The 23,333-nt window shown below is 62.8% G+C and carries 27 protein-coding genes and 1 tRNA gene; 15 read left to right on the plus strand and 13 right to left on the minus strand.

Features of this window, described 5'->3' with window-relative positions; genetic code table 11:
• Positions 1-437: 437 nt before the first annotated feature.
• The 4 genes from ACZLIF_RS12915 (at position 438) to ACZLIF_RS12930 (ending at position 4,344) form a co-directional block, all read left to right on the plus strand.
• Positions 438-992 (plus strand): hypothetical protein, encoded by a 555-nt coding sequence (locus ACZLIF_RS12915; RefSeq protein WP_164972387.1) that lies wholly within the window; start codon positions 438-440, stop codon positions 990-992.
• Positions 993-1,060: 68 nt separating this feature from the next.
• On the plus strand, positions 1,061-2,350 hold the full coding sequence (locus tag ACZLIF_RS12920; protein WP_128989240.1) for a retropepsin-like aspartic protease: 1,290 nt from the start codon (positions 1,061-1,063) through the stop codon (positions 2,348-2,350).
• Between the two features lie 48 nt (positions 2,351-2,398).
• Entirely contained in the window at positions 2,399-3,676 is a 1,278-nt protein-coding gene (locus ACZLIF_RS12925; RefSeq protein ID WP_128989242.1) for an HlyD family secretion protein, read from the plus strand.
• 110 nt (positions 3,677-3,786) lie between these two features.
• Positions 3,787-4,344: a hypothetical protein gene (locus tag ACZLIF_RS12930; RefSeq protein ID WP_128989244.1), complete on the plus strand. Its 558-nt coding sequence runs from the start codon at positions 3,787-3,789 to the stop codon at positions 4,342-4,344.
• A 111-nt stretch (positions 4,345-4,455) separates the two neighbouring features.
• Here the strand turns inward: ACZLIF_RS12930 and ACZLIF_RS12935 are convergent, their stop codons facing one another.
• From ACZLIF_RS12935 to ACZLIF_RS12945, 3 genes are read right to left on the minus strand one after another with little or no spacing between them, the layout of a single operon-like run.
• Positions 4,456-6,660, minus strand: coding sequence for a peptidase domain-containing ABC transporter (locus ACZLIF_RS12935; protein WP_065176244.1), 2,205 nt, complete (start codon positions 6,658-6,660; stop codon positions 4,456-4,458).
• Positions 6,660-7,484, minus strand: a complete 825-nt coding sequence (locus ACZLIF_RS12940) for a Fic family protein (RefSeq protein WP_128989246.1) — start codon at positions 7,482-7,484, stop codon at positions 6,660-6,662. The genes ACZLIF_RS12935 and ACZLIF_RS12940 overlap by 1 nt, the downstream gene beginning before the upstream one ends.
• Positions 7,484-8,536, minus strand: coding sequence for a DUF6932 family protein (locus ACZLIF_RS12945; RefSeq protein WP_128989248.1), 1,053 nt, complete (start codon positions 8,534-8,536; stop codon positions 7,484-7,486). The genes ACZLIF_RS12940 and ACZLIF_RS12945 overlap by 1 nt, the downstream gene beginning before the upstream one ends.
• A gap of 169 nt (positions 8,537-8,705) precedes the next feature.
• Between ACZLIF_RS12945 and ACZLIF_RS12950 the strand changes: the two genes are divergently transcribed.
• On the plus strand, positions 8,706-9,350 hold the full coding sequence (locus ACZLIF_RS12950) for a hypothetical protein (RefSeq protein WP_065183049.1): 645 nt from the start codon (positions 8,706-8,708) through the stop codon (positions 9,348-9,350).
• Here ACZLIF_RS12950 and ACZLIF_RS12955 read toward each other — a convergent pair.
• Positions 9,347-9,778 carry a hypothetical protein gene (locus tag ACZLIF_RS12955; RefSeq protein WP_180877068.1) on the minus strand — a complete coding sequence of 144 codons (432 nt, stop codon included), beginning with the start codon at positions 9,776-9,778 and terminating at the stop codon, positions 9,347-9,349. The two genes, ACZLIF_RS12950 and ACZLIF_RS12955, sit on opposite strands and share 4 nt — an antisense overlap.
• Positions 9,779-9,887: 109 nt before the next feature.
• Positions 9,888-10,295, minus strand: coding sequence for a hypothetical protein (locus tag ACZLIF_RS12960; RefSeq protein ID WP_065183051.1), 408 nt, complete (start codon positions 10,293-10,295; stop codon positions 9,888-9,890).
• 518 nt (positions 10,296-10,813) lie between these two features.
• Between ACZLIF_RS12960 and ACZLIF_RS12965 the strand changes: the two genes are divergently transcribed.
• From ACZLIF_RS12965 to ACZLIF_RS12975, 3 genes are read left to right on the plus strand one after another with little or no spacing between them, the layout of a single operon-like run.
• Entirely contained in the window at positions 10,814-12,004 is a 1,191-nt protein-coding gene (locus tag ACZLIF_RS12965) for a PAAR domain-containing protein (protein ID WP_478462024.1), read from the plus strand.
• Entirely contained in the window at positions 12,001-12,528 is a 528-nt protein-coding gene (locus ACZLIF_RS12970; protein ID WP_128989615.1) for a hypothetical protein, read from the plus strand. Before ACZLIF_RS12965 ends, ACZLIF_RS12970 begins: the two co-directional genes overlap by 4 nt.
• A gap of 25 nt (positions 12,529-12,553) precedes the next feature.
• The gene (locus ACZLIF_RS12975; protein ID WP_128989617.1) at positions 12,554-13,057 is read left to right on the plus strand and encodes a hypothetical protein; all 504 of its coding nucleotides are present in this window, start codon (positions 12,554-12,556) and stop codon (positions 13,055-13,057) included.
• 233 nt (positions 13,058-13,290) lie between these two features.
• Here ACZLIF_RS12975 and ACZLIF_RS12980 read toward each other — a convergent pair whose 3' ends face one another.
• Positions 13,291-13,689, minus strand: a complete 399-nt coding sequence (locus ACZLIF_RS12980; protein WP_065183054.1) for a hypothetical protein — start codon at positions 13,687-13,689, stop codon at positions 13,291-13,293.
• Positions 13,690-13,773: 84 nt separating this feature from the next.
• On the opposite strand from ACZLIF_RS12980, the gene ACZLIF_RS12985 reads away from it, so the two are divergent.
• Together ACZLIF_RS12985 and ACZLIF_RS12990 are read left to right on the plus strand one after the other, a co-directional pair.
• Entirely contained in the window at positions 13,774-14,001 is a 228-nt protein-coding gene (locus ACZLIF_RS12985; RefSeq protein ID WP_081284464.1) for a hypothetical protein, read from the plus strand.
• 174 nt (positions 14,002-14,175) lie between these two features.
• Positions 14,176-15,360, plus strand: coding sequence for a tyrosine-type recombinase/integrase (locus ACZLIF_RS12990; RefSeq protein WP_128989619.1), 1,185 nt, complete (start codon positions 14,176-14,178; stop codon positions 15,358-15,360).
• 77 nt (positions 15,361-15,437) lie between these two features.
• Here ACZLIF_RS12990 and ACZLIF_RS12995 read toward each other — a convergent pair whose 3' ends face one another.
• The 3 genes from ACZLIF_RS12995 to ACZLIF_RS13005 form a co-directional block, all read right to left on the minus strand.
• The gene (locus ACZLIF_RS12995; protein ID WP_128989621.1) at positions 15,438-16,268 is read right to left on the minus strand and encodes a hypothetical protein; all 831 of its coding nucleotides are present in this window, start codon (positions 16,266-16,268) and stop codon (positions 15,438-15,440) included.
• 211 nt (positions 16,269-16,479) lie between these two features.
• A complete protein-coding gene (locus tag ACZLIF_RS13000) occupies positions 16,480-16,914 on the minus strand; it encodes a hypothetical protein (RefSeq protein WP_128989623.1) in 435 nt (144 codons plus the stop codon).
• Positions 16,915-16,964: 50 nt separating this feature from the next.
• Positions 16,965-17,315: a hypothetical protein gene (locus ACZLIF_RS13005; RefSeq protein WP_128989625.1), complete on the minus strand. Its 351-nt coding sequence runs from the start codon at positions 17,313-17,315 to the stop codon at positions 16,965-16,967.
• 308 nt (positions 17,316-17,623) lie between these two features.
• Between ACZLIF_RS13005 and ACZLIF_RS13010 the strand changes: the two genes are divergently transcribed.
• Both ACZLIF_RS13010 and ACZLIF_RS13015 read left to right on the plus strand, forming a co-directional pair.
• On the plus strand, positions 17,624-17,911 hold the full coding sequence (locus ACZLIF_RS13010; RefSeq protein WP_241685986.1) for a helix-turn-helix domain-containing protein: 288 nt from the start codon (positions 17,624-17,626) through the stop codon (positions 17,909-17,911).
• Positions 17,912-17,938: 27 nt separating this feature from the next.
• Positions 17,939-18,484 carry a hypothetical protein gene (locus tag ACZLIF_RS13015; RefSeq protein WP_478462027.1) on the plus strand — a complete coding sequence of 182 codons (546 nt, stop codon included), beginning with the start codon at positions 17,939-17,941 and terminating at the stop codon, positions 18,482-18,484.
• Here the strand turns inward: ACZLIF_RS13015 and ACZLIF_RS13020 are convergent.
• Positions 18,481-19,035 (minus strand): recombinase family protein, encoded by a 555-nt coding sequence (locus tag ACZLIF_RS13020; protein WP_019660316.1) that lies wholly within the window; start codon positions 19,033-19,035, stop codon positions 18,481-18,483. The genes ACZLIF_RS13015 and ACZLIF_RS13020 overlap by 4 nt on opposite strands.
• Positions 19,036-19,212: 177 nt before the next feature.
• Between ACZLIF_RS13020 and ACZLIF_RS13025 the strand changes: the two genes are divergently transcribed.
• The gene (locus ACZLIF_RS13025) at positions 19,213-19,983 is read left to right on the plus strand and encodes a hypothetical protein (RefSeq protein WP_128989629.1); all 771 of its coding nucleotides are present in this window, start codon (positions 19,213-19,215) and stop codon (positions 19,981-19,983) included.
• Positions 19,984-20,168: 185 nt separating this feature from the next.
• Here ACZLIF_RS13025 and ACZLIF_RS13030 read toward each other — a convergent pair whose 3' ends face one another.
• The gene (locus ACZLIF_RS13030; protein ID WP_128989631.1) at positions 20,169-20,702 is read right to left on the minus strand and encodes a hypothetical protein; all 534 of its coding nucleotides are present in this window, start codon (positions 20,700-20,702) and stop codon (positions 20,169-20,171) included.
• 233 nt (positions 20,703-20,935) lie between these two features.
• Between ACZLIF_RS13030 and ACZLIF_RS13035 the strand changes: the two genes are divergently transcribed.
• On the plus strand, positions 20,936-21,100 hold the full coding sequence (locus ACZLIF_RS13035; RefSeq protein ID WP_478462636.1) for a recombinase family protein: 165 nt from the start codon (positions 20,936-20,938) through the stop codon (positions 21,098-21,100).
• A 155-nt stretch (positions 21,101-21,255) separates the two neighbouring features.
• On the opposite strand, the gene ACZLIF_RS13040 is transcribed toward ACZLIF_RS13035, so the two are convergent.
• Positions 21,256-21,345 (minus strand) — tRNA-Ser (locus ACZLIF_RS13040).
• Between the two features lie 105 nt (positions 21,346-21,450).
• The gene (locus ACZLIF_RS13045) at positions 21,451-22,443 is read right to left on the minus strand and encodes a LysR family transcriptional regulator (protein WP_053520355.1); all 993 of its coding nucleotides are present in this window, start codon (positions 22,441-22,443) and stop codon (positions 21,451-21,453) included.
• A gap of 125 nt (positions 22,444-22,568) precedes the next feature.
• Here ACZLIF_RS13045 and ACZLIF_RS13050 point away from each other — a divergent pair, with 125 nt between their 5' ends.
• Complete coding sequence (locus ACZLIF_RS13050) at positions 22,569-23,156, plus strand: FMN-dependent NADH-azoreductase (protein ID WP_074899233.1); 588 nt, start codon at positions 22,569-22,571, stop codon at positions 23,154-23,156.
• Positions 23,157-23,333: the final 177 nt, after the last annotated feature.

A 23,333-nucleotide genomic window follows, 5' to 3' on the forward strand; every position in this document is an offset into this window, starting at 1 on the left:
AAACCACGGCTGCACGCCAATGCATGGACCAGTGTCGGGACCACTATGCCAGCTGTCATTCCGCCGGAAGCAATAGCGGCTGCCTGGGCTCGGCATCCCAATGGGGTGGCAACTGCGAAGAAATCCAGGACAGGGATCTTCGTCGATCATGCCAGGCGAGCGTGGATTTCTGCCGGAATCGCCTTCCGGACATCAAGTGCGGGGAAATACGCGACCGCTGCCTGAGTTCCTGCGGTGGGGGCTAGCGTGTCGCAGCAAGCGGCCGCTTAACGAAAGCAAGCGCAGGGCGCGTTCATTTTTGTCGTTTATCACCCTTCTGTCCGAATCAGATTTTTCTGACAGAGCACTGTCCACTTCGTGTGATAAATGTCGGAGTGCCGCATGAAGGCGGCAACGACGCATCCGTACTCAGCATCGGACAAACAAGGAGTTGTGAGATGTCTGCAAGTGGAATTCGTGATCTCTCCCCCGAAGAACGTGCACTGGTCTCCGGTGGCGCGCAGGTGGATACCACCGATCTGCCGCCGGTCGATGTGACCCCGCCGGACGACTGGGGTCCCAACCCGGATCCGCCGGACTGGACCGATCCGTGGGATCCGGGCGATGGCGGCGGTGGCGGTGGTGGTGGCGGCGGTGGTGGTGGCGACGGCGGTGGCGAGACCACCTTCAGTTCCAACGCCAGCATTGATGGCAACGGTGTAGCCAGCGCGACCCAGACATGGGTCTTGCAGGACTACAACCTGACCTTCAACCTGACCGAGAACCTGAATCTGACCAATGGCAACTGGGGCCTGGCCGGTAACGGCAGCTTCCAGTATGCAGGCCAGACCTACACCCTCGGTCTGACCACCGATCACTTCAATGTGAGCAACTACAACGCCAGCTTCAACCAGGACTTCGGTAACGGTGTGTCGTTCAACATCGGCCTGACGTTCGATCCGAACACCAACTCGTTCACCGGCCAGTTCAACCTGGTCATCAGCGGGTTCTGACGCTACACCGGAACATCGGCCGCCCGGGAGACCGGGCGGCCGATACGTGTCACAGAGGAGCTGAGGCAATGAAATTCCTGATGTCCGCAGTGATCGCGCTGGGCGTGGCCGCCCCCGCCGGGGCCCGCGATGTGGTCGCTGAAGACAGCCATGGCATCACCGTGGCGGTGATGCAGGGCAACAGCGCGGCCCTGGAGCGGATCGGCAAATCCAATACCACGGCACGGCTGGCCGCACGTGCCGGCTACCACCGCACGCGTGGCGAAATCGCCCAGTCCAATCGCTGGGCCGACACCTGTATCGCCGACGCTGCCGTGGTGGCCGAAAAGAGCCAGGGGGTCATGTACCTGTGCCGGAGCCTGCGTGCCGGCAACCGTCTGCTGGAAGGCGACATCGCCGGCTGGGCCGCCGACATGCAGAAGGTCCGCGCGCTCTATCAGCAGCATGTCGCGCCGTCGCTGCGTGCAGGCGAGGAAGTACGCGCCATCACCGCCCCCGCGTTCGAGTCCTTCAGCCAATGGCCGCGATCGGCCACGCTGGCCGCACCGCCGCCTGCCGGAACCCGCCTGCCGCTGTCGGCCAAGGCTGGTGTTCCTGTCATCCGCGGCAAGATCCGGGGCGGCCAGGATGGAAAGCAGCGCGACATCGACTCCGATTTCATCATCGACACCGGCGCCACCCGTTCGCATATCAGCCGCAAGGCCGCACAGGCGATGGGCCTGGCGGTGACCGACAACTTCGCCACCGACAATTCGCGGCCCGGGCAGACCGTGGCGATCGGCCTGGCCGCTCCGGTCGATGTGCAGCTGGGCGATCTGCACTTCAGCAACGTCGCCTTCACGGTCACCGACCAGATCGAGTTCAACATCATCGGCCTAGACCTGCTGTACCGGCTGGGTCCGCTGGTGCTGCGGCCCACCGAGCTGGAGCTGCTGAAGGCACTGCCTGCCGATACCTGCCGGCAACCCCTGGCAACCACCTCTGCACTGTGGGGCGGCCAGTACTCGCTGCGCCTGCCGATGCGCATCGGCAAGCGCGACGAGCTCGTCCTGCTCGACACCGGCACCGATGTCGCACTGGAAGCCTCCGGCGTGAACCTGTCCACCTACCCACAGGCCAGCCTGGTGCAGCGACGCCGCTGGACGATGCACGGCCTGCAACCGGTCCGCTATGCCGAAGCCACCGCACCGGTCACGTTCAATGGCCGCACGGTCACCCTGCAGACCCAGGTCTCCGACCAACCGGCCAACGTGTTCCCGATCTCCTGGCGGGTGGGTTTCGGCCTGCGCGACGATTACGACTACTACGTGGACGTGGCCGGTGGCCATGGCTGCCTTGCGCCCCGAACCGCGCGATGATGTCCCTACCCATCCCACTCTCCGCAACGACGCGGCACCGCAGGCCACATGGAACCAGCCAGAAAGGATGAGACGGCGGATGTGATTCCGCTGTTCCGCAACGAAGCGATCGAGGCCGCCACGCAGCGCTTCGGCTCCCCGGTGCAGGCCCCCGGTGTCGGCATGTGGCTGGCCACCGGCTTCGTGGTTGCGCTGCTGGGCCTGGCGGTACTGTTCCTGGTGACCACCTCGTTCCCGCGCAAGGAAACCGTATCCGGTGCGCTGGTCCCCTCGCGCGGCCTGTTGCCGATCATCAGCCAGCGCTCGGGCATCGTCAGCAACGTGCATGTGGAGGAAGGCGCGAAGGTCCGCCAGGGCGACCCCATCGTCAGCGTCTCGGTGGATTCGGTGATCGACACCGGCGAAAGCACCGGTGCCACCCTGTCCGGCATGGCCGAGCGCCTCACCCAGGCTTCGGTCGATCGCGAACGCGCCACCGAAGCATCCCTGGAAAGCCAGGAGGCCGGCATCCGCGAGCGCATGCTGGGCACCACCCGCCAGCTTTCGGTACTGCGTGACAACGTCACGCTGTACCAGCAACAGCAGGCCATCGCCGAGAAGACCGTGCACGACCTGGGCCGCCTGCGCGCGGACAAGCTGGTATCCGAACTGCAGTACCGCGACGCGGAGGTGCGGGTACTGAACGTGCGCCAATCGGTGGCCGAAGTGCAGACGCGCATTGCCCAGCTGGAACAGGAGCACGAGCAGATGCGGCATGAGCTGGGCCGCCTCAAGGCCGAGCGTGACGCCAACCGCGCCACCGCGCTGTCCGAACTGCTGGGCGCACGCGAGAAGGCGATCAACTACAAGCTGGGCACGCAGTTCAATCTGGTGGCGCAGTCCGCCGGGCAGGTCACCTGGCTGCAGGCCAAGCCGGGCGCCACGGTCACCGCCGGGCGCACGCTCGGGGTGATGATGCCGGAAGGCTCGCAGCTGTTCGCCGAGCTGTGGGTGCCCTCCTCGGCCATCGCCTTCGTCAATGTCGGCACCGACGTGCGGCTGATGTACGACGCCTTCCCCTACCAGAAGTTCGGCGTCGGCCGCGCCCGGATCGTCAAGATCGCGCGCTCACCGACCGCACCGGACGAACTGCCCGCCGATCTGCAGGCCGTGGAAAGCCAGTACCGCCTGCTGGCCGCGCTGGACGACCAGCAGATGCAGGCCTATGGCAAGGCGCTGGCACTGACCCCGGGCATGCGCCTCAAAGCCGATCTGGTTCTGGAGAAGCGTTCGCTGCTGGACTGGCTGCTGGAGCCACTGCTGGCGGCGAAACGACGGCAGGAATGAGGTTGACGGTCGGCGCCGTCGCGGAACCGCAATGCCGACGCTCCGCGCAGAGCTGGCGATGAGGTGGCTTCCATGTGGCGACTTGGCGGCCGTCTCCAGGAACAGGAACGATGAACCTCAATCTCTCCCGGAAGCATCTCCTGCTGCCTCTGTTGTCTTTGACCCTGTCACTCGCATTCCAGGCATCTGCTGAAGACGGCGCCCGAGGAAAGGACAGCAACGAGAATTCACTTGAAGACGTGATTCAGAAGCTTGCCGATGCCCCTTGGCCGCTGGGCTTCGATTTCTTCCGAAGCATGGGCGCACGTGAATTCATGCAGCAGGGCAACAGCAATACCGACCCCGTCGTTTTCAGGTCAAGCCCGATCGAGACCCGCGATGGTTACCGGATCGCCCATACCGAATTCAGGATCCATCCGCGCCTGGTGCAGGGAATCAGTTTCTTCTATGCCAAGCTGGAACAGGGTCATTGCTATCCCGCTGCGTCCTTGAAGGAAAAATACGCGCTTGAGCAGTTCATGTATCCGCCGAACCCGCACAATGCAGCCGCTGAACGAGTGAGCAGGGAATCTGCTTACGAGCTTCGTTCCAATGGGACTGTCCTGCACTTCACTACCGATGGATCCCGCGACGAGTGCCTGCTCAGCTTCTATCGCGCCGCACGCTAGGATATGCGCCCCACCGTGCAGTGAAGGATGGCGATTGTCGGGCGCTGGGCGCCCGGTAATTCTGGTTGGATGCCCGCATCGGCGTGGTTTCATTCCTGGCTGTAGCACGTCTCAAAGCCTGTCTGGTTCTGGAGAAGCGTTCGCTGCTGGACTGGCTGCTGGAGCCACTGCTGGCGGCGAAACGACGGCAGGAATGAGGTTGACGGTCGGCGCTGCTGTGGGCGCCGCTGCGGTGGGCTTGCGGGTATCGCCCACCACCCTGCCCTGGTCGATGCGCACCAGACGGTCGGCCAGGCGCATGGTGTCGGGTCGGTGGGTGATCAGGATGCGGGTGATATCCAGCTGCGCCAGCGCCTGGTAGATGCGGCTCTCGCGCGCCACGTCCAGGTTCGCGGTGGCCTCATCCAGCACCAGGATGCTGGGCTTGCGGTACAGCGCGCGGGCCAGCAGCAGGCGCTGCTTCTGGCCGCCGGAGAGGGTCGAGCCCATGTCGCCCACCAGCGTTTCCAGCTGCATCGGCATGCGCTGCACATCCTCCTTCACTGCCGCCATTTCCAGGCACTGCCAGACCAGCGCGATGTCCGGGCGCTCGGCGAAGAAGGTCACGTTCTCCACGATCGAACCGGTCAGCAGCTCATCATCCTGCATCACCACGCCCATCCGCTGACGGACCACGCGCGGCCCCCAGCTGGCGATGTTCAGCCCGTCATAGAGCAGCTCGCCGGCGCTGGGCGGGTACAGCCCGGTCAGCACTTTCACCAGCGTGCTCTTGCCACAGCCGGACGGGCCGGTGATGGCCACGAACTCGCCCGGCGCAATGGCCAGGTTGATGTCCTTCAGCGCCGGCGCTTCCTGTGCCGAGTACTGGAAGTACACCGAACGCAGCTGGATGTGCCCTTCCATGCTGTCCGACGCCGAAGGATCCTTGCTGAAGCCTTCTTCGCTGGGACTGAGGGCAATATCGGCAATGCGGTCCGAATGCAGCTCGGTCAGGCGCCAGGCGATGCACTGGTCCACCAGCGTGGTCAGCCGGTTGCTCAGCTGCTGCCGGTAGGCCACGAAGGCATACAGCGCGCCTACTGTCAGCGTGTTGGCCAGTACCGCCTGGGCGCCGATGTAGACGATGGCCACCAGGCTGAGGCCATCAAGCAGGGTGCGCCCCGCGCCGATGCCAATCTGCAGGTTGGCGCTGTTCAACGAAGCACGCACCAGATCGGCGTACTTGTTGGCCCAGATCGATTCGCGCGAGAACTCGCCGCCCATGGTCTTGATCGACTGCATCGCGCGCAGCGTTTCGATGCGCGTACCGCGCTCGGCGATGTTCGCCTGCAGACTGGCCATGCCCATCTTCATCGACATCGGGATGGCGGCCACCCGCATCAGTACGTACAGCCCCAGCGCAGTCAGTGCGACCAGACTCATCAGCGGCGAGTAGACGAACATCAGCACGATGATGCCCAGCGCCAGCACACCGTCCAGCAGTGCGCCGATGAGCCCGTTGGCGATCAGCTGGCGGATCGGGTCGATCGACTCCATCCGCGACAGCGCATCGGCCAGACGGCGTCGATGGAACCAGGTCAGCGGCAGGCTGACCAGATGATGGAACAGGCGCCGGCTCATGTCCCAGCCCATCAACGCCGACGCCCGCTGCAGCGTGACCCCGCGCAGCGCCTCGGCCAGGCTGTTGAACACGGCCACCGCACCGAACCCCAGCGCGAGCGCCATCAGGAAGCCGCGGTCGCCGCGCAGCACACCTTCGTCCACCGCCAGCTGCATGAAGAACGGTGACAACAGCACGAAGCCCTGCAGCAGCAGCGTATAGACCAGCGTATGGAACAGCGCGGTGCCGACGCCGCCCTTGAAGCGGATCATCGACCAGATGTTGAGCGGCGAACGCTGCTTGCGCGGCCGGAAGCTGGGCGAGGAACTGACCTCCACCGCGATGCCGGTGAAGGCCTGGGAAAGCTCCGCTTCGCTGAAGGACAGCGAGCCATGGGCCGGGTCGATGATGTGGTAGCGGCCGCGCGAGACCTTCTCCAGCACCACGAAATGATTGAGCTTCCAGTGCAGGATGGCCGGCGTGCCCAGGTGCTGCAGATCGCTGGGCTCGCAGCGCACCGGCCGGCACTGCATGTCCAGCGCGCTGGCCAGCGCGATCAGCTGGTTCAGGTCCACACCGCGCTGGGAGTTGTGGTACTTGCGCCGCAGCTCGCTCATTTCCAGATCCGCGCCCAGCATGGACGAGCAGATCGCCAGGCATGCCAGCCCGCACTCGCTCACTTCAGACTGCACCCGCCAATAGCGCTTGTTGAACATCAGACATCCTCGTTCCGGTCGGGCATGGCCGGCTGCTGTCCCAGCCATGCATACAACTCGATTGCCGCGCAGTGCCAGGCGTACAGCCCTTCCCAGCGACCGTACAGTTCCGCCTCGCGCAGGCGCACTTCGTAGCCGCCACGGGACAGCACCGTCAGCACCTTCAGCGGGATGAAGCAGGCCTGCGGAAGCCCGGCGCGGTGCAGGCAGAAATTGAACAGCGCGCGCCCCAGCCGGCCATTGCCGTCGGCAAAGGCATGCGCATTGTTGGCCAGCGCCAGCAGCTGCACCGCAGACCGCAGGCCCTCAGCCGGATCGGGCGCGGCCCGTTGCTGCAGCAGCTCGTCCCAACGCGCGGCCCCCTGCAGGGCCGGCACCATCGGCAGCTGCGCGCGCCCATCACGGGCGCGGATCCATACCGGCCCGCTGCGCAGCGCGCCGTCACCGCCCGTGCTGAGCGAGACGAAGCGCTGCACATCGGCCATCGACAGCGGCCCCTGCACGGTGCGGTGCCACTGCCGATAGACGTCGGCCTCGGCCGCCTCCGCCGCAGCCAGCGCAGCCAGATCGAACGCCGGCATCTGCATGTGCGCCGACAGCGGATGGCGCAGCTGCTGCACCGCCGCCCGCAGCCGCGGATGCCCGCGATGGGACCACAGCGTTTCGCAGGGCTGCGCACAGGGCAGCAGTGCGGGCAGCCTGAGGTTGCACGCCTGCAGCCGCTCTGCCAGCGCCGGGGACGGCGGCGGCGGCGGCAGCGGCATCAGCACCCGTTCCGTGGCAACGGGGGCACCTGTGGGTGTGGTGGCCAAGCGTGCGGTCATCACTGCCCCGTCCCGGTACCCGGCAGCAACAGCACCAGGCCATGTTCGCGCACGTCCGTGCCCGGCCGACGCGATTGATACAACTGGGTGAAGTACGAGGTCAGCTTGACCATCAGCCACGGCTCGGCGTCGCACGGCACGAAGCGCATGTCGATGTGCTCAAGCAGGAATTTGCGGGTCAGCCGCTGCAGCGCACGCCCCGGCTCGAAGCGGACGTCTGCCCGCGCACTGTAGAACACCACGATGTCCAGATCGTTCGGCACGGCATTGGAGACGTCCACGAAGCTGCCGCCCACCAGACAGCAGTGCACCTGCACCACCTGCGCCAGGTCGGCGAGTGCGCGCCCCAGCGCCGCCAGCCGCACCCGGCGCAGGCTGCTGCCGCCGAACGCGCGCTCGAAGGCCGCACGGTCGGCCAGCCAGGGTGAGGCATTGCCCGGTGTACTGGCAGCGATGGGCAGCAGGTACTGCGGCAGGCCCGCATCCACGATGTGCTGGAAGGGGGTTTCCTCGGCGCCGGCGGGCGCGGCACCGGCCGGCCGGGCAGCGGGCGCCGGGCCCGCAACGCCCAGATAGGCACGGATGCGCCCTGCCTGTGCGCGCACCAGCGCGGCCTGGTCCGGGAACACCGCGACCGAGACGTAGGCGAAGCGGTCGGCCACTGAAAGTGAAAGCGCATCGAATGCCTTGCGCACTGCGATGCGCTCGTCGGCGGGGAAATCACGCTCCGGGAAGCGGGCGGCATCGGCCGACGCCGCCGTCGGCGCCGAGCACCGCTGATACAACCCGGCGTTGACGATGGCCAGATCCAGATCGGAAAACGCGGGATCGAAAGCCGCGCCATCGCGCAGCGAAAAGCCGAAGCGGGCCGAGCCGACAATCTGCACATCGGCCACCGGCACCGCCAGCAGCTGGCTCACTCCCCGCAGCAGCGGCGCAAGGCTTTCGCTGTCGCCAGCACACAGTGCCGGCCCGTCCAGCGCGGCCTCGGCGATCTGCTCGGCCGCCACACTGCGAGCGTGCTGTTCGCGAATCCATTCAGCGTAGTTCATCAGGCATCCAGGCCAACGGTGGAACGTCTCAACGCTAGCATATCCACGCGTCGGGCTTGTGCACGCAGCCCCGCAAATACATGCCTGAACAGGCAGCGCAACGCGTCGGACCGTTGCCGCTGCCGCAGAGCGTGGTCTACTGTCGTCCCCCAAGGATGAGGCACATCGCATGATCCACCCCCGTTCCGCGCTCGGACGCGCGTTGCCGCTGGCCCTGCTGGCCCTGCTCTCGGCCTGCCAGAGCGAGAAGGTCGGCGAGTTCTTCAACCCACCGCAGGAGGTGCAGGCGCACAGCGAGTTCCGTGTCAGCGGGCTGCCGGCGCTGGCCTACCCGAACCTGGTCTCGTCGGCTTCGGTGGAAGGCGGGCAGGCCCGCGTCGATGGCAACGGCCCCGGTTACATGGATCTCCAGTTCTTCCCCATCACCTCCGCCGATGCGCTGGACAGCACCGACGCTGCGTGGGCCCGGCAATCGCAGTACCGCGCGCCGGATCTTTCCGGTATCGACTTCAGCACGCAGTTCGCCTTTCTGGTGGCGCACCCGGAGCTGTCCGGCTATGCCGCGATGACCAGCGGCCAGTACGCCACGTTCTTCAGCACGGTGAAGGTGGCGTACCTGGACGACCGCGTCGTGGTGCATCTGGACGCCAGCCGGCTGGGCAACATCAATCCGATCACGGCCCTGGGCAGCCCCTGGGCCGGCAAGCTGTACACCCTCGAACGGCGCGGCCGGACGCAGCTGGAAGTGAAGCTTTACGAGAACCGCTACCGGTTCACGCTGGTGCCGGACACCGCGCCTCCGATGGCGCCCTAGCGGACCTTGTACAGCACCGCGGCGCCAGGGCGCGGCTCGAAGGCCGGCACGGTCTGCTGGCTCAGCGCCCTGCCCTGGGCATCCCACACCAGGGTTTCCACCGGGTACTCGTCCTTGCGCGTCATCGCGTCGATCTGGCCGATGACCACGGTCGCTGCCGCTGGAACGTCCGGGTTCCAGCCGAACACACCTACCCGGCCGTAGAACACGGCCGGCGCGCTGGCGTCCAGGCGCCGGTCCGGGCACATCACCAGGCCACGATCGAGCATCACCCGCAGCGCGCCGACCGGGACCTTCTTCACCGTGGGCGTGGTGCGCTCGGCGCTGTGGCCGGGGCAGACATTGGCGGCGCGGGTGACCATGTGTTCGGCCACCTCGCGATCGGACTGGGCGCAGGCCAGCGTGGGGGCGAGGCAGAGTGCGAGCAGCGTGAGCGAGGACATCCGGGTCATTGCAGGTTCCTGTTCGGGGTGCGCAGCGACCTTAGCAATGGCGGACGGCGGAAATGCAAACGAGGCGTGAGGGACAACAGGCGGCTCAGGGAACGAGGCAGCGCTCGATCTGCAGCGACAGCGCATGGCAGGCATCGAACATGCCATGGACCAGCGCCGCCGAGGGATAACCGTCGGGATCGTCGTTTTCCCGGGCCACGTGGGATGCCTGCAGCACTGCCGTCAGCGCGGTGATGCCGGATGCGCATCGGGTCGCCAGGGCCAGATCGAACGCGCGCCCCGGGCTAAGGCGGGTTTCGGTCCAGGGCTGGCCATCCGCGCGCAGGTTCCTGCCATGGCCCAGCAGATGGGTGAAGAACGCGGACGGCGGCGAGGACGCGGCGGCATCGCTGAGGGCGTCTTCCATCTTTTCAGCAAGGGTGTTGGGAAGATCACGCAGCGCATCGCCGAGCAGGGCGTGCAGGCGGGGATAGTCGGGGCGCAGATCAGGCATGGCGGCAACCTCACAGGTGGGCCACCCGCAAAGGCAAGGTGGCGGACGGTGCGGGTTGGCGTGCCGGATACATGCCGCAGGAAGCCGGCGGATCAATGATCCCCACGCACCATCCGCCATGAACTGGCAGAGTGATGCATTGTCGCGATTGCAGTTTCCACTACAACCGCGACGCCGCGCGTCATGTAAGTTCGGGACGCCAATCCCGGCCAGGGCGGGTGCCTTGGCGCGGCCATCGTTTGCCCTGCGCGGCCTCTGGAAAAGAGGCAGATGCGGCATTTGGCGCAGCACGCGACAGAGCGCCGCGAGTGAAACATCAACTTGTGACCGCCTTCACTCGACGCCGCTGACCGAGGCGCGCCTGCGTTGATCCAGAACCCGCAGCACCACGGCGGGTCGCGACACACAGCGGCCCCGCCATCGGCCTCGCCGCCTATTCAGCCAACCCGACCTGAACCGGCGCATCATGGAGCCCTGGTCTGCAATGGAAGCGAACCATGGGACGGAACTGGATTGTGATGGGGGACCCGACCTCCAGCGGCGGACGGGTCATCACGGCCTCAAGTGAAACCGACATCGGCGGCATCGGCGTCGCGCGGGTCAGCGACAAGGCGACCTGCCCTACCCTGCATAAAGGCGTCTTTCCAATTGTTGAAGGCGATGCCACCTTGATGGTGGACGGCCAGCCGGTGGCGTTGCACGGCAGCGCGCTGGCCTGCGGCTGCCGGGTGTTGTCCAGCCAACAGGCCGTGGTGCATGTCACGGGGGGCGGCGGGGGTGGTGGTGGCGGCGGGGCCGCAGGCGGTGCCGGCAAGGCGGCCGCGGTCGCCAGCACGGCCGCACAGCTGGCGCGCGCACTGCCCACCGCGTTCGATCAGGCCATCCGTTTTCTCGGCGTGCAGGGCGCACCGTTGGCCGAGGTGCCGTACACGCTGCATCTGGCCGATGGGCAGACCCTTTCCGGCACCACCAATGCGCAGGGCGAGACGGCGCGGGTATCGACCGCGCAGAGCCAGGCCATCGTGCGTGCCGAACTGCGCCCGCCGACACAGCCGACCGGCTGCTGTGCGCGCACGGCACCGGCCAGCACCGACGAAGCAGAAGTGTTCGATGTGGACGGTGTGGTGACCACCGCCGAGGGCATGGGCACCTCCGTGGTACCGGTAAGAGCGCCTGGCCACGAACGCGCCATGACCGCCGGCGAGATCGAAATGGCACGCCTGGTGTTCGGCGATGCAGTCGACTACAGCACCGTGAAGGTCCATAACCACGGCTACTGGATGTTCTTCGGCTTCCAGGACAAGGACACTGCCGTGACGCCCAACGGGCAGATGTATTTCCCGAAGGGTATCTATCGGGAGGATTACTCCGCCGACGACATCGATTTCCAGCAGTTCTTCATCCACGAGATGACCCACGTCTGGCAGTATCAGCTCGGCTACAACGTCAAACTGGTACGGGCGCCCCGGCCGAACATGAGCTACGACTATCTGCTCGACGAAACGCGCCTGTTCCATGAGTACAACATGGAGGCACAGGGCAATATGCTGGCAGATTACTTCCTGGTCACCTTCCGTGACTCCCAGTGGCGCATGAACAATGTCCGTTATCGCGCGACAGCTGATATCGGCGCGCAGCTGGAACGCGCCCTCTCCCAGTTCCTTGCCGACCGCAGCAGCAAGGACAACCTGCCGAGGACGACCCGATGATGCGCGTGCGATTGCCGGTAGCCCTGTTTGGTCTGCTGGGTCTGCTGCTGCCGATGATGGCCAGTTGCTCGCAGCCGCGAGGAACCTATCAGCGCGCAACGATCCAGGAGAGAGAAGGCACACTCTGTTTTGGTGTGCCCGACACGCGTGAAACGCGTGACGCCCCGCCGCTCATCGCCGGCGTGACAGTAACGGAAGTGGGTAAAGGAAATCAGCCTGTATGGCAGCGCATTTTCCTGCGCGAAGGGGCTCCCGAACCTGCGATGCCTCCAGACCAGTGCTTGACGTATGGCGCAGGCAAGACAGCCGCCCCGGCACTGGGGGTGGGCAAGTATTACCAGGTGGTTCTCTCGGGTTACACACCCGGCGCACCAGGCAGGGAGGGCGAGGCGCAGAAGCGCGTCTTCAACGCCTGCTTCCATGTTGAGGACGTCGCCGGCAAAGGCGCGGTGAAGCCTGTCGTTTCGGACTGCGCAACGGCGTCCTCTTCCGCATTACGATCTGCGCAGCCAGCCGGCAAGTAGCGGATGCCTCTTTGAGGACGACGCCATGACGAGACTGCCGCTGACCTTGCTGGGCCTGCTGCTGCCCATGATGGCCATCGGTTCATCGCCAGCCGGCCGGTACCAGCAGGCGACGATACAGGACCGTGATGGCGTGCCCTGCTTCGGCGTGCCCGATACCCATGAAACGCGCGCCAATGCTCCCCTTGTCACCGGCGTGTCAGTGATGGAAGTGGGCACCGGTGGCATCCCGCTGTGGGAACACGATTTTCTGCGCGAAGGGACAACCGAACCCGAGCTGCCACCCAGCCAGTGCCTCACCTACGGCGAGGGCGCGGCGTCCGCCCCCGCGCTGCGGCCGGGCAAGCGCTACCAGATGGAGATATGGGGGCGCACACCCGGCACGCCGGGCAAGAAGGGTGAAGCACAGGCGCGTGTGTTCAGTGCCTGCTTCCACATGGTGGACGTGGCCGGCAAAAGCATGAAACCCGTCATGTCGGACTGCGCGACCGTGTTCTCGGCGGGACCGCCAACGGTCCGCGAAGATTAGCGAGGCTCCTACGGACAAGGCGAGTCCATTTTGCCCACTGATAATTTAACTGCGTCTGCGCCGCCAGCGTATGCTGGTACGGCGGAGTGGTTAGAGCGCGGCAAACGCCTGCAATGACGACGTGGCGCCGGTCACCGGGTCCAGCCTCGGATACGCGGCGGTGATCTGGGCGGAATGGCACATGGTGCAATTCAATCACGCCCAGATTCCGCAACGCGTGATCATGTGGAGGTCTACCGGTAGCGGTTGGCCTTGATGTAGAGCCAACTCGCTCCGACTACCAGGGCCGCCAGCATCCCCCACAAGAATGCGGGCGTCGCCCACCAGTCCAACGCAGGGTCTGCGCCTCGCAGTACGAAGAATTCCGGAGCGCTGGTGCCTTTGGCAATCAACGCCGGCCACGATGCAAACCACAGCCCCGGGACAAGGAATTGCCACGGATTGCTATACCCCAATGAGCTGGCGAGCCACGATGCCAACCCATAGAGCACCAGCACTCCGAGCACTCTCACCAACGCCGTCAAGATCACTTCGAAATTCAGACCGGACTTGACCGACAGCCACCAGGTGAACAATGCCAAAGGGATAGCTAGTGCACCTGCCACCCAGAGTACGTCGCTGCTTTCCCTCATTCTGAGGCACCATTTCTAGACGGGGTTGAGCCGTTATCGGCCGGCGGCTCCAAATCTTGAGACGCAAGAGGATCGCCCCCGGTGATGGCCGAATCACAACCGCGATGGCAAACGGGAAAAGCTGCGCTTGCCTATCTCGTGCGCCAGATGACCGGCATGAGCACGACCTTCACCTATGGCGAGATCAAGGCCGGTCGCTTCCGCATCGGTCGCCGCGCTCTATGGATCCAGTCCGAGGTGCAATGCTGGGTTCGTAGAAAATCGCGCATGCTGGATGCAAAAAAAAGCCCCTGTTTCCAGGGGCTTTTTTGAGCGATTGGCGGAGAGAGTGGCAGACGAACAAAATTTATGTTTAAAGTCTGAGCAGCTCACCCATCCAGAAAAAACACATAAATTCAATGTCTTATTTCAAATAAATTGGTTCGCCTTCGCTGGCCAGCAAATCAAGATGTCCCTACAATGTTGGGAACAAAGTAGGGAACACATATGAAGCTCACGGTCCCATTCATCGGCAAGGCAACCCCGGGCAGACACGGTGATGGAGGGGGACTCTATCTGCTTGTGAAGTTGGATGGGCGGAAGACTTGGGTGTTCCGTTATCGAGACAGAACAACGGGGAAGCAACGCGACAAAGGACTGGGCCCTTACCCGGATGTCAAGCTTGCTGAGGCCCGGGAACTTGCCGCCAACTGTCGTTCACAACTCCGGCAGGACATCGACCCTATTGCCTTCAAGAGGGACGCCCGAGAGCGAGCGAAGGCTGAGCAAGGAAGAATGATGACCTTTGGTGAGTGCGCCACACGATTCATTGCCGCCAACAGGCCCTCATGGCGAAACGCAAAGCACGCAGACCAGTGGCAGTCGACCATTGAGACCTACTGCAGCGCAATTCTTAAGCTTCCCGTGTCCGAAGTCGATACCAATCATGTCTATCGTGCTCTTTATGAAATCTGGGAAAGAAAGACAGAGACAGCGACGAGATTGCGTGGGCGCATTGAGCGAGTTCTGGATTGGGCTAGCGTGAACAAGCTTCGTTCAGGCGACAACCCGGCGAGATGGAAAGGCAATCTGCAGCACCTCTTACCTGCACCCGAGCCACTCAAGAATGTCGAGCACCGCCCTGCCCTACCGTACTCAGAGGTGCCTGGATTCATGAAGAAGCTCGAGCAGCGAAGAGAGCTCTCAGCCCTCGCGCTACAGCTTCAGGTACTGACAGCCACCCGGCCTGGTGAAGCAACAGGCGCAAAATGGGAAGAAATTGATTGGCAGGCGAAGCTGTGGACAGTGCCGTCCAGCCGAACAAAGAGCAAGAAAGCGCACGAAGTTCCGTTAAGCGAAGAAGCCATTGCGCTTCTGAAAAGGGTGCCCAATTGCGGGGAGCCCCACATCTTCCCCGGCAGGGCGAACAGGCCAATAGTTACCGCGTCTTCCTTGAAGGTTCTGCGGGGAATTCCTGGTGCCGAAGAAGCCACTTGCCACGGGTTTCGCAGTTCGTTCCGAGACTGGGCTGCTGACAAGACAAATCATGAAAGGGACATCATCGAGATGTCCCTTGCACACAAGGTGGCAGGGAAAGTTGAAGCCGCTTATCTGCGAACCAAGATGCTTGAAAAGCGGGCAGCGCTCATGGCGGACTGGGGAAATTACTGCCTCGGAATCACTGGCGACTGAAAGCACCATGCCCCTGTGCCACAGCAAGTACCTAAGCGCCTAAGTCGAAAGAATGTCGAACTTGTTGCCCCGAAGCGCTAGCCCTCGTTGAGAAATCGTCCATTCTCGTAGCTCCAAGCCTTCCTCCCCGGAAGGTCTCGGACCTTGACTACTCCGCCACTCCAATCGAGGTAGTAGTTGCTGCCATTCCTGCTGAAGTATCCAGGCAACGTCGCGGCACTGACATCCCGCCATTGCCGACCGTCGAAACGCTCCACGGTTAGGAAGGGTGTGCCAGCGTTGTTCTCGGTGTAGATGACAAGCGTATCGGTAGAACCAGGCGGCAAGAACAATTGCGTGCTTGCATCCAGCTCGGCAAGACCGCTGGCAGCATCCACGCGCACAAAGTCCGATATCGCAAGAGTGGCGTAGTCCGAATGCGCCTTGAGGGCCGCGATTGCGTCGTAGATGCCCTTAAATCCCCCGAAGGCCGACGACTCGTTGTTGCCGCAATCCGAAGTCAACGGAGAGGCGATTCGCCTGGCTTTAACGTTGACCAGACGGGCCTCCAGTCGCTCATCGTACATTTCGTCCTCGGGCAGTACCCGCAAGCCCGACAGGACCACTGTCGCGTCACCATCGGCTGCGTAGCCGCACCCGGCCCGCCGTGGCCGCTGAGCAATACCCAGGAGCTTCGAACCTTCGGCAGGATTGGACACGCAGAGAGCACCGCCGAAATGGCGTAGCTCGGGGCTCTGTGCAATCGATATAGCCCGCAGTCGGAAGCAAAGGCTCATCCCTTCATCTGTCTCCTTCTGCGATGCGTCTTGGTACTCCCATTGACCACTGACTACTAGGGGGGTGACTTGAGCCTGCGACGTCAGCGGGTACAGCGCCAAAGCCGTCACCAACACAATTGGCTTATACATTCTTCGTCCTTGTGTCAGGTCAATTCGAGTACGGCAGGCGATAGACAGACTGCGCCGTGTAACCGGGATTCTGGGCCTCGGCGGTACGTCGGGCTTGGTCCGGGGTGCTGGCGTGGACTGTCACCACGAACGTGCCACTGCCGCCTCCAGGGCGGCCCATCTTCACTTCATATGCTGCCATTGTGGTTCGCCTTCATCCTTGTTGGAGTTGTCAAAGGGGCAGAACGGACGTGATGTCCTTTGCCCTCGAGTCGGAAAGCAGTTCACGCATGCGGTCGTACGGCGGGATGCTATCTCCCACATCAGCGCAGACTATCGTTGCCACCCCCTTTTCATAGAAGAACGTTGCTACTCGCTCTTCGTGCGGCCGCATCGTGACGTGCATCAGCGCGTGTACGCTCTTGGAGCGCCCCACCATTCGGCCCTCCGCATCAAAGCCAGCACACTCCATGTTCACTTCACGCAACCCGTTAAGGTGATTCCTCATTACGCAGTTGTAGCTGATGGGGCCGCGCCGCTCGCATGACACCGGCCGAACATAGCCGAATGAAACCAGCTCGCCGGGACCGGCCTTAGACGCGAGCTTGTCGCATCCAGCTGGCAAGAACAGAACGATGGCAATGCAAAGCGAGCGGAAAGCGCTCATAAGACTCCAAATTGAAGATTGGTTAGGAAAATTGCCGTCGCCAGCACCACTCAGCGCCGGTGCAGGTCGGCTTCGCAGTTGGGGCAGGAGTGAATGTCCCGGCCGCCCGAGAGCCCCAGAGCGCTTGCCAGGCCGCCCACGATGACAGCGACCATCGTCCCGATACCACCAAACAGAACAGAGGCAATGCTCGCCGCTATCGCCGCCAGCAGAATGCTGCCCCACCACGTGGCATACCAAGGCTTGATGCGCGCCTTGATGCCCATCGGACCTACATAGCCGCATTCGAGGCATGTGATGCGCTCGGCGTGCTGACGATACTTCTTGAGGTTCTGCCGAATGTGCTCGGGAAGGACTCCCTGCTGAGCGGGAGTTCCGCCGGGTCCCATACGCTGACTCATCTATCCCCCTGTGGTTGGCAATTCCATGCAGCGCGCTGTAGGCGTAGTTGACTAAATCACTTGCACCTTAGGAGCCGACCATCACCCTCAAACCATTGCCAGGCAATGGTTTCGGACGAAGCGGCACCACCCGTTCTCACGGAAACAAATAAGACCGCGAGAGCACCACGCTACAAATAATGTAGCATACGAAGGGTGTCGGGAAAGCCATCCTGTAGAACGCTACAGGACTGTTTCTTTCACGGCTCATGGCGCTTCCCAAACTCCGCAGCATGTTCACCAAGCGCCTGAAAGAGGCGCGCTTGGCTATGGGCATCTCTCAACGAGAGCTTGGAAGGCGAATTGGCCTCTCGGAGGAAGTCGTGTCCAGCAGGGTGACTAGGTACGAGTTGGGAACTTCGGAACCCGACTTCGCCACGGCAGATAGGCTCGCCAAGGAGCTTGGCGTTCCGTTGGCCTATCTGGTGGCTGACAATGACGCAATGGCCCAGATTATTCTGAGCGCAGCCTCCCTATCACCATCCGAGCAGCGAAAACTAGCGTCAGAGCTGTCTGCCGACGCCGTGCGCAGTCCCATTAGACCTAAACGCGAGTGACCAGTGGTCCACCACATTAGACAGAGCTTGGCATGGCACTACCACAATGATGCTCGGGAGTTCCTTCGCCGCTATGGACTACTGCGGCCAGAGGATTTCACCAAATCCGGCCGGGTGAAGAATTTCGTGGACGTGCTGTTAGCCGCTGAGTGCGTTCTCAAGGCGCACATTTTCCTGGGAAAGAGTCAGACCGAGCCGCTGGCGCTGTATCGAGAGGTCCGAGGACTCCGCCACGGCATTCGCTCCCTCGCCGACAGGGCTGACTACTCGGACGATAGAGAGCCCTACAATGCCCTCTCCGCTCGCTTTGACCAGCTATCTGTCAATCTCAGGTATTCCCTCGACATGTGGGAGACGTTCTTCCCTGGCTTGGGGGGCGAAGAACAAGTCGCGCGATATGACAACACCGTGGCCAACACCCGATGGCGGGAAGCAGCGGTTGCCGAGGTGCAGCATCTGGTTGAGATGTTAAGCGGGGAGCTCACCGGAGAGGTGGACTGCGGGATAGATGATGAGTTCAGGCAGATGGTGGAGATGGCTGAGTTCGTGCGTGAGGCCAAAATCATCCGCTAGGTCTGCAGTGCGCGATATACGCTACTGCGACTTATAGAGAAGCGTTCGGCCAGCTGCTCGATGCTAAAGCCGTCTTCAGCGCGCATCCTGCGGATACGCTCCTCCTGCACCTCTGTCAAAGCCTTTTTCCGGCCAAATTTGGTTCCCTTCTGCTGAGCAAGCGCAATCCCATCACGCTGGCGCTCAGCCCGAATATCCGCCTCGAACTCAGCGAAAGCCCCCAGTAGGTTGAACATCAGCTTCCCCTCTGATGTCGTGGTGTCCAAACCCTGGTCCAAGACGCGAAGACTGACGTTCTTGCGCTTAAGCCTGTCTGCAATCTTGGCCAAGTCCAGGACGGACCTAGCGACACGGTCTAGACGGGAGACCACAAGCACGTCGCCATCCCGCACGTACTCAAGAGCTGCTTGAAGCTCAGGACGATTCTCTGCCTGACGGCCAGAGCGCTTCTCTTGGTAGACCTTCCCGCAGCCCGCCTTGGTGAGCTTGTCCAGTTGGACATCCAGAGATTGACCAGCCGAGCTGACACGTGCGTAGCCAATGATTTCCATTTCAATGAGTCTCCAAAGCTCTAGATGTTTTGAGAATACCATTTTGAAATGAGATTTGGAACATGCTGACAGGCATCCCAAGATGTATACAAATTGAAACAGCCGGTGGCATGCTGAGGCGTGCTCATATCAACCTGCGTCTCGGAATGAACAACGCCACGGGAACTGGAAGTCTCGATGAAATACTTTGCTAGTGCCACAGTCATCCTAATGGGGGTAGCCGCTGCCGCGAATGCCACCGATGACTTCAATGACGACGAGCTTTATCCTGTTGCCATCGTGCTAGACGGCAGCTATCGATACGAGCTAACGGAACTGTCCTGCGCAAAAGAAGAGCGAGTCCAGCGAGCCTCAGACGCAGGCAAACCTACGGCTTATGGGCTATGGCTAACCCAACATGTAGGGAGCCATCCTCTGACCAAAGCCTTTTCTCGGTTTACCGGCTCAGCGTATGACGGCGGGGGCTGCTACGAACGCACCCCTAAGGGCATCCGTGTTTATCGCCCTAATGAGGCGACAACCGAGGTCAACGCTGCTGTAGTGCCGTGTCGTGCCCAACTCGTGCAATCCGGCACCTGCGCGAGGCAGAGAACCCCATCATCTCCACAGACGCAACAGCGCTGGACACCAAGCCCTGCTTCAAGTGAAAAGCTCATCGGAACACTGATGAGACAGCCATATGCACGCTCGGCTGAGCCATTCCTATTCGAGAATCAGCCCGGTGTTCTTTGGGCGGCAACCTGCAAGCTGGTTGCGCAGATGCAGATGTCAGAGATGGAAGGCTCCGATTTCCCGTTCTTCCAGTGGCAGGCTTCTCAGGCAGGAAACCTCCTCACGGTTCAACGCACCGATGGGACTTACAGCCAGGCATGCTACGAGCGAACCGCCGACGGCATACGCGTCTATTCCTTTGGCAACGTGGAACCATACATCATGCGCTGGAAGTAGTTGCCGGCGGAAAGAAGTACCTCACCACTGAGCGAATCCGCATCTAGCGAACAAAGTGACGCGATTGAGCAGGGTTTTAACAATAGTGTAGTCAAGGGCTGGGGCGGCCAATCCCCAGCTCCAACGACTTCAGCGATGTACAACCTTGACTCTGGCGCCCGGCAGGGAAGCAGTCTAGCCGCTAATCAAGCAGTCCGAATCTTGCGCGCAAAGTTCCAGAGCACAGGCTGGTGGTCGCTACAGCACTGCTTCAATGAGTAATTGACGTACTTCCTCATTAGGACAGGCATGTGCAGCGGGATATACCAATCTTCACCGTTCGGGCAGTAAATTTCGGGGTTTCCGCATACTCCGCCTACACCAAGCCACATCTTCTGGACCAGTTCCTTGTGGTCCAGAGGATTTCCGGGAAGCTTGATGCAGCAATGGATATGGGTCCGCTCGATGGGGTCATACGGAGCGCCGCTGCACAACGGCCTCCCCGGATAACTTTCAACGACCGGGACCAAGGGCATCCTGTACGTGCATCTTTCCTTGAACAGGCTGCACCGGAGCGCATGCATGAAGCGACCGAAGGTCTCCTCGGCGTACTCGTAGCTAACCGAGTCCTTAGACCTGAAGGTCAGGGTGATGAAGGCGTTGTAGTCGTCTTGCAGGAAATGGCTTGCTAGCCCCTTCTGCAGGTCAGTTTGTCGTGCTTCGTATTCCCAGTCTTCCATTGCGTTCCTCGCGGGAGCATTGCGTTTCTGTGCTCTCGTGGGGTATTTGTATTTCCGATTTTACATTTCGCAATTAGGAGTCGGATATGGCGAGGCCCGGAGGCAACCCAGGCCTGAAGAAGGTCCGGAACGAGGACACCAGCCCCGCTAACACTAAGCGGCGAGCACTGGCCCACGCGTATGCCATGAGCACCGCTGAAAAGCTCTTGGAAGCTTCAAAGCTGCAATCGGGAATGACCGACACGCAGTACGCCGAATGGCTCAACGCCGAAGGCTGGCCGACCCGACGTGGCTCCGTCTGGACTGCCACTCAAGTTCGCCGGGTGTTTCGTCACTTGGGGCTGAGCAAGCCCCCTCGCGTCAAGAAGTCCCCACAACGGAAGGCTAACCAGCCATAGTGACCACCGCAGCCATCGCGCTCAGTTTGCAGCAGCGGAATCGACGCCTAGCAAGGGAGAAATGAACTGCGGCCCTTCAAGTAGGGAACAAAGAAGGGAACAACAGGGACATTAGGAATTTAATCCCTTGTATATCATACGGTTGTGCGCACTATTGGCGGAGAGAGTGGGATTCGAACCCACGGAAGGTTTAACCCTTCGCCGGTTTTCAAGACCGGTGCCTTAAACCGCTCGGCCATCTCTCCGTATCGGCCCGGTACTGCTGGCCGGGCACGCATTCTCGCACGGCCGGGCGATTTGCCCAAGACCGTCGTCGCGGCCGGGTCTGGCCCGGCGTTACCGCTCCAGGCTCAGCCCGCATCCACCGCCAGCGCACCCAGCGCGCTGGCCTTGATGCGTTCCTTGGCCTTCTCGCAGGCGCCGTCGCAATGCAGGCGCGAGGCCTCCAGCTGCGGCGGCAGGTGCTCGGCCAGGAAATCGATGAACACGCGCACCGCCGGCAGCAGGCCCCGACGCGAGGCAAACACGGCGTGGCACACGCCCTGCGGCAGCGACCAGTCCGGCAACACCACCTCCAGTTCGCCATTGCGCACAGCATCGGCGCACACGGTTTCCGGCAGCATGGTGATGCCGAAGCCGTCCTTCACCATGCTCTGCAGCAGCGGGAAGTCGAAGCCGGCCACGCGCGGCTGCAGGTCCACCCGGCGCACTTCGCCTTCCGGGCCATGCAGTTCCCAGCGCTGGCGCGCCTCGTCCTCGCTGATGCTGAGGGTGACGTGCTGGGTCAGCTCTTCCGGCTCCTTCGGGCGGCCGGCGCGGTCCAGGTACTTCGGGCTGGCCACCAGCAGTTCCTGCACCTGGCCGAAGCTGCGCATCACCAGGCTGCCATCGTCGTCCAGCCGCGAGCGCACGCGCAGGGCCACGTCGTAGCCTTCGTTGATGATGTCCACGCGGCGGTTGCTGATGTTCAGCTGCAGCCGCACCTTCGGGTACTGCTCCAGGAACTTGGGCAGCAGCTTGGGCAGCTGCATCTGCGCCAACGACACCGGCACGCTGGCGCGGACCACGCCGCGCGGCTCCGCACTGAGGCGGTCCACCACTTCGCGTGCGGCCTGTGCTTCGGCCAGCATGGTCTGGGCGTGGCGGTGCACACTGGTGCCGACGTCGGTGACCGCGAAGCGGCGCGTGGAGCGCTGCAGCAGGCGCACGCCCAGGTCGGTCTCCAGCTGGCTGATGCGGCGGCTCAGGCGCGATTTGGGGATGCCCAGGGCGCGCTCGGCCGCGGCGAACCCGCCGTGGTCGACCACCATCGCGAAGTAGTACAGATCATTCAGGTCATGCATACCCGAGTTCCATATCTAGAACAATACGTGGCATTCAACCACCTTTATTCCGCCTTTGCAACAACCTATCGTTCTCTCCGTCGGCGGCGAACCCGCCCCCTCCTTCCAGAACATAGGTGACTGCCATGAAGCTTCTGCATCTCGACGCCAGCGTGCTTGGCGACAATTCCGTCTCCCGCCAGCTGTCGGCGGCGGTGGTGGCCCGGTTCAAGGACCAGATCGACGGCCTGCAGGTCGATTATCGCGATCTTGACGCCAATCCGGTACCGCATCTGCGCAGCAGCTCGCTGGCCAAGACCGATGCGGCCGAGGCGACCGATGCTGAACAGGTGATGCAGCAGTTCCTCGATGCCGATGTCGTGGTGATCGGCGCGCCGATGTACAACTTCAGCATCCCGTCCACCCTGAAGGCCTGGATCGACCGCGTGGCCGTGGCCGGCCGCACCTTCAAGTACACCGAGAATGGCCCGGTGGGTCTGGCCGGTGGCAAGCGGGTGATCATCGCCAGCAGCCGTGGCGGCATCTACACCGATTCGCCGGCCGACTTCCAGGAGCCGTTCCTGCGCCAGGTGTTCGCCTTCATGGGCATCAATGAGGTCGAGTTCGTGCGTGCCGAGGGCATCGCCTACTCGCCGCAGCATCGCGAAGATGCCATTGCCGGTGCACTGGCTGCGCTGCCCTCCCATGAGGCGGCGGAAGCGGCAGCGGCGTAACGCGTTCCAGCGTTCAGCGCCCCTCTCTCCTCGTCTGGGCGTTGAACGCGGGCCGGGATTCCCCTCCCCCCTCCCGGCCCACCCCGGCGGCCCCGCAATGCGGGGCCGTTTTTTTGTGGCCCGGTTCCCGCCCGCCGGGCATGGCCCGGCGCTACCCGATCGGTGTGCTGACACCGG

The sequence above is a fragment of the Stenotrophomonas sp. 2201_Sma genome, from assembly GCF_056486685.1.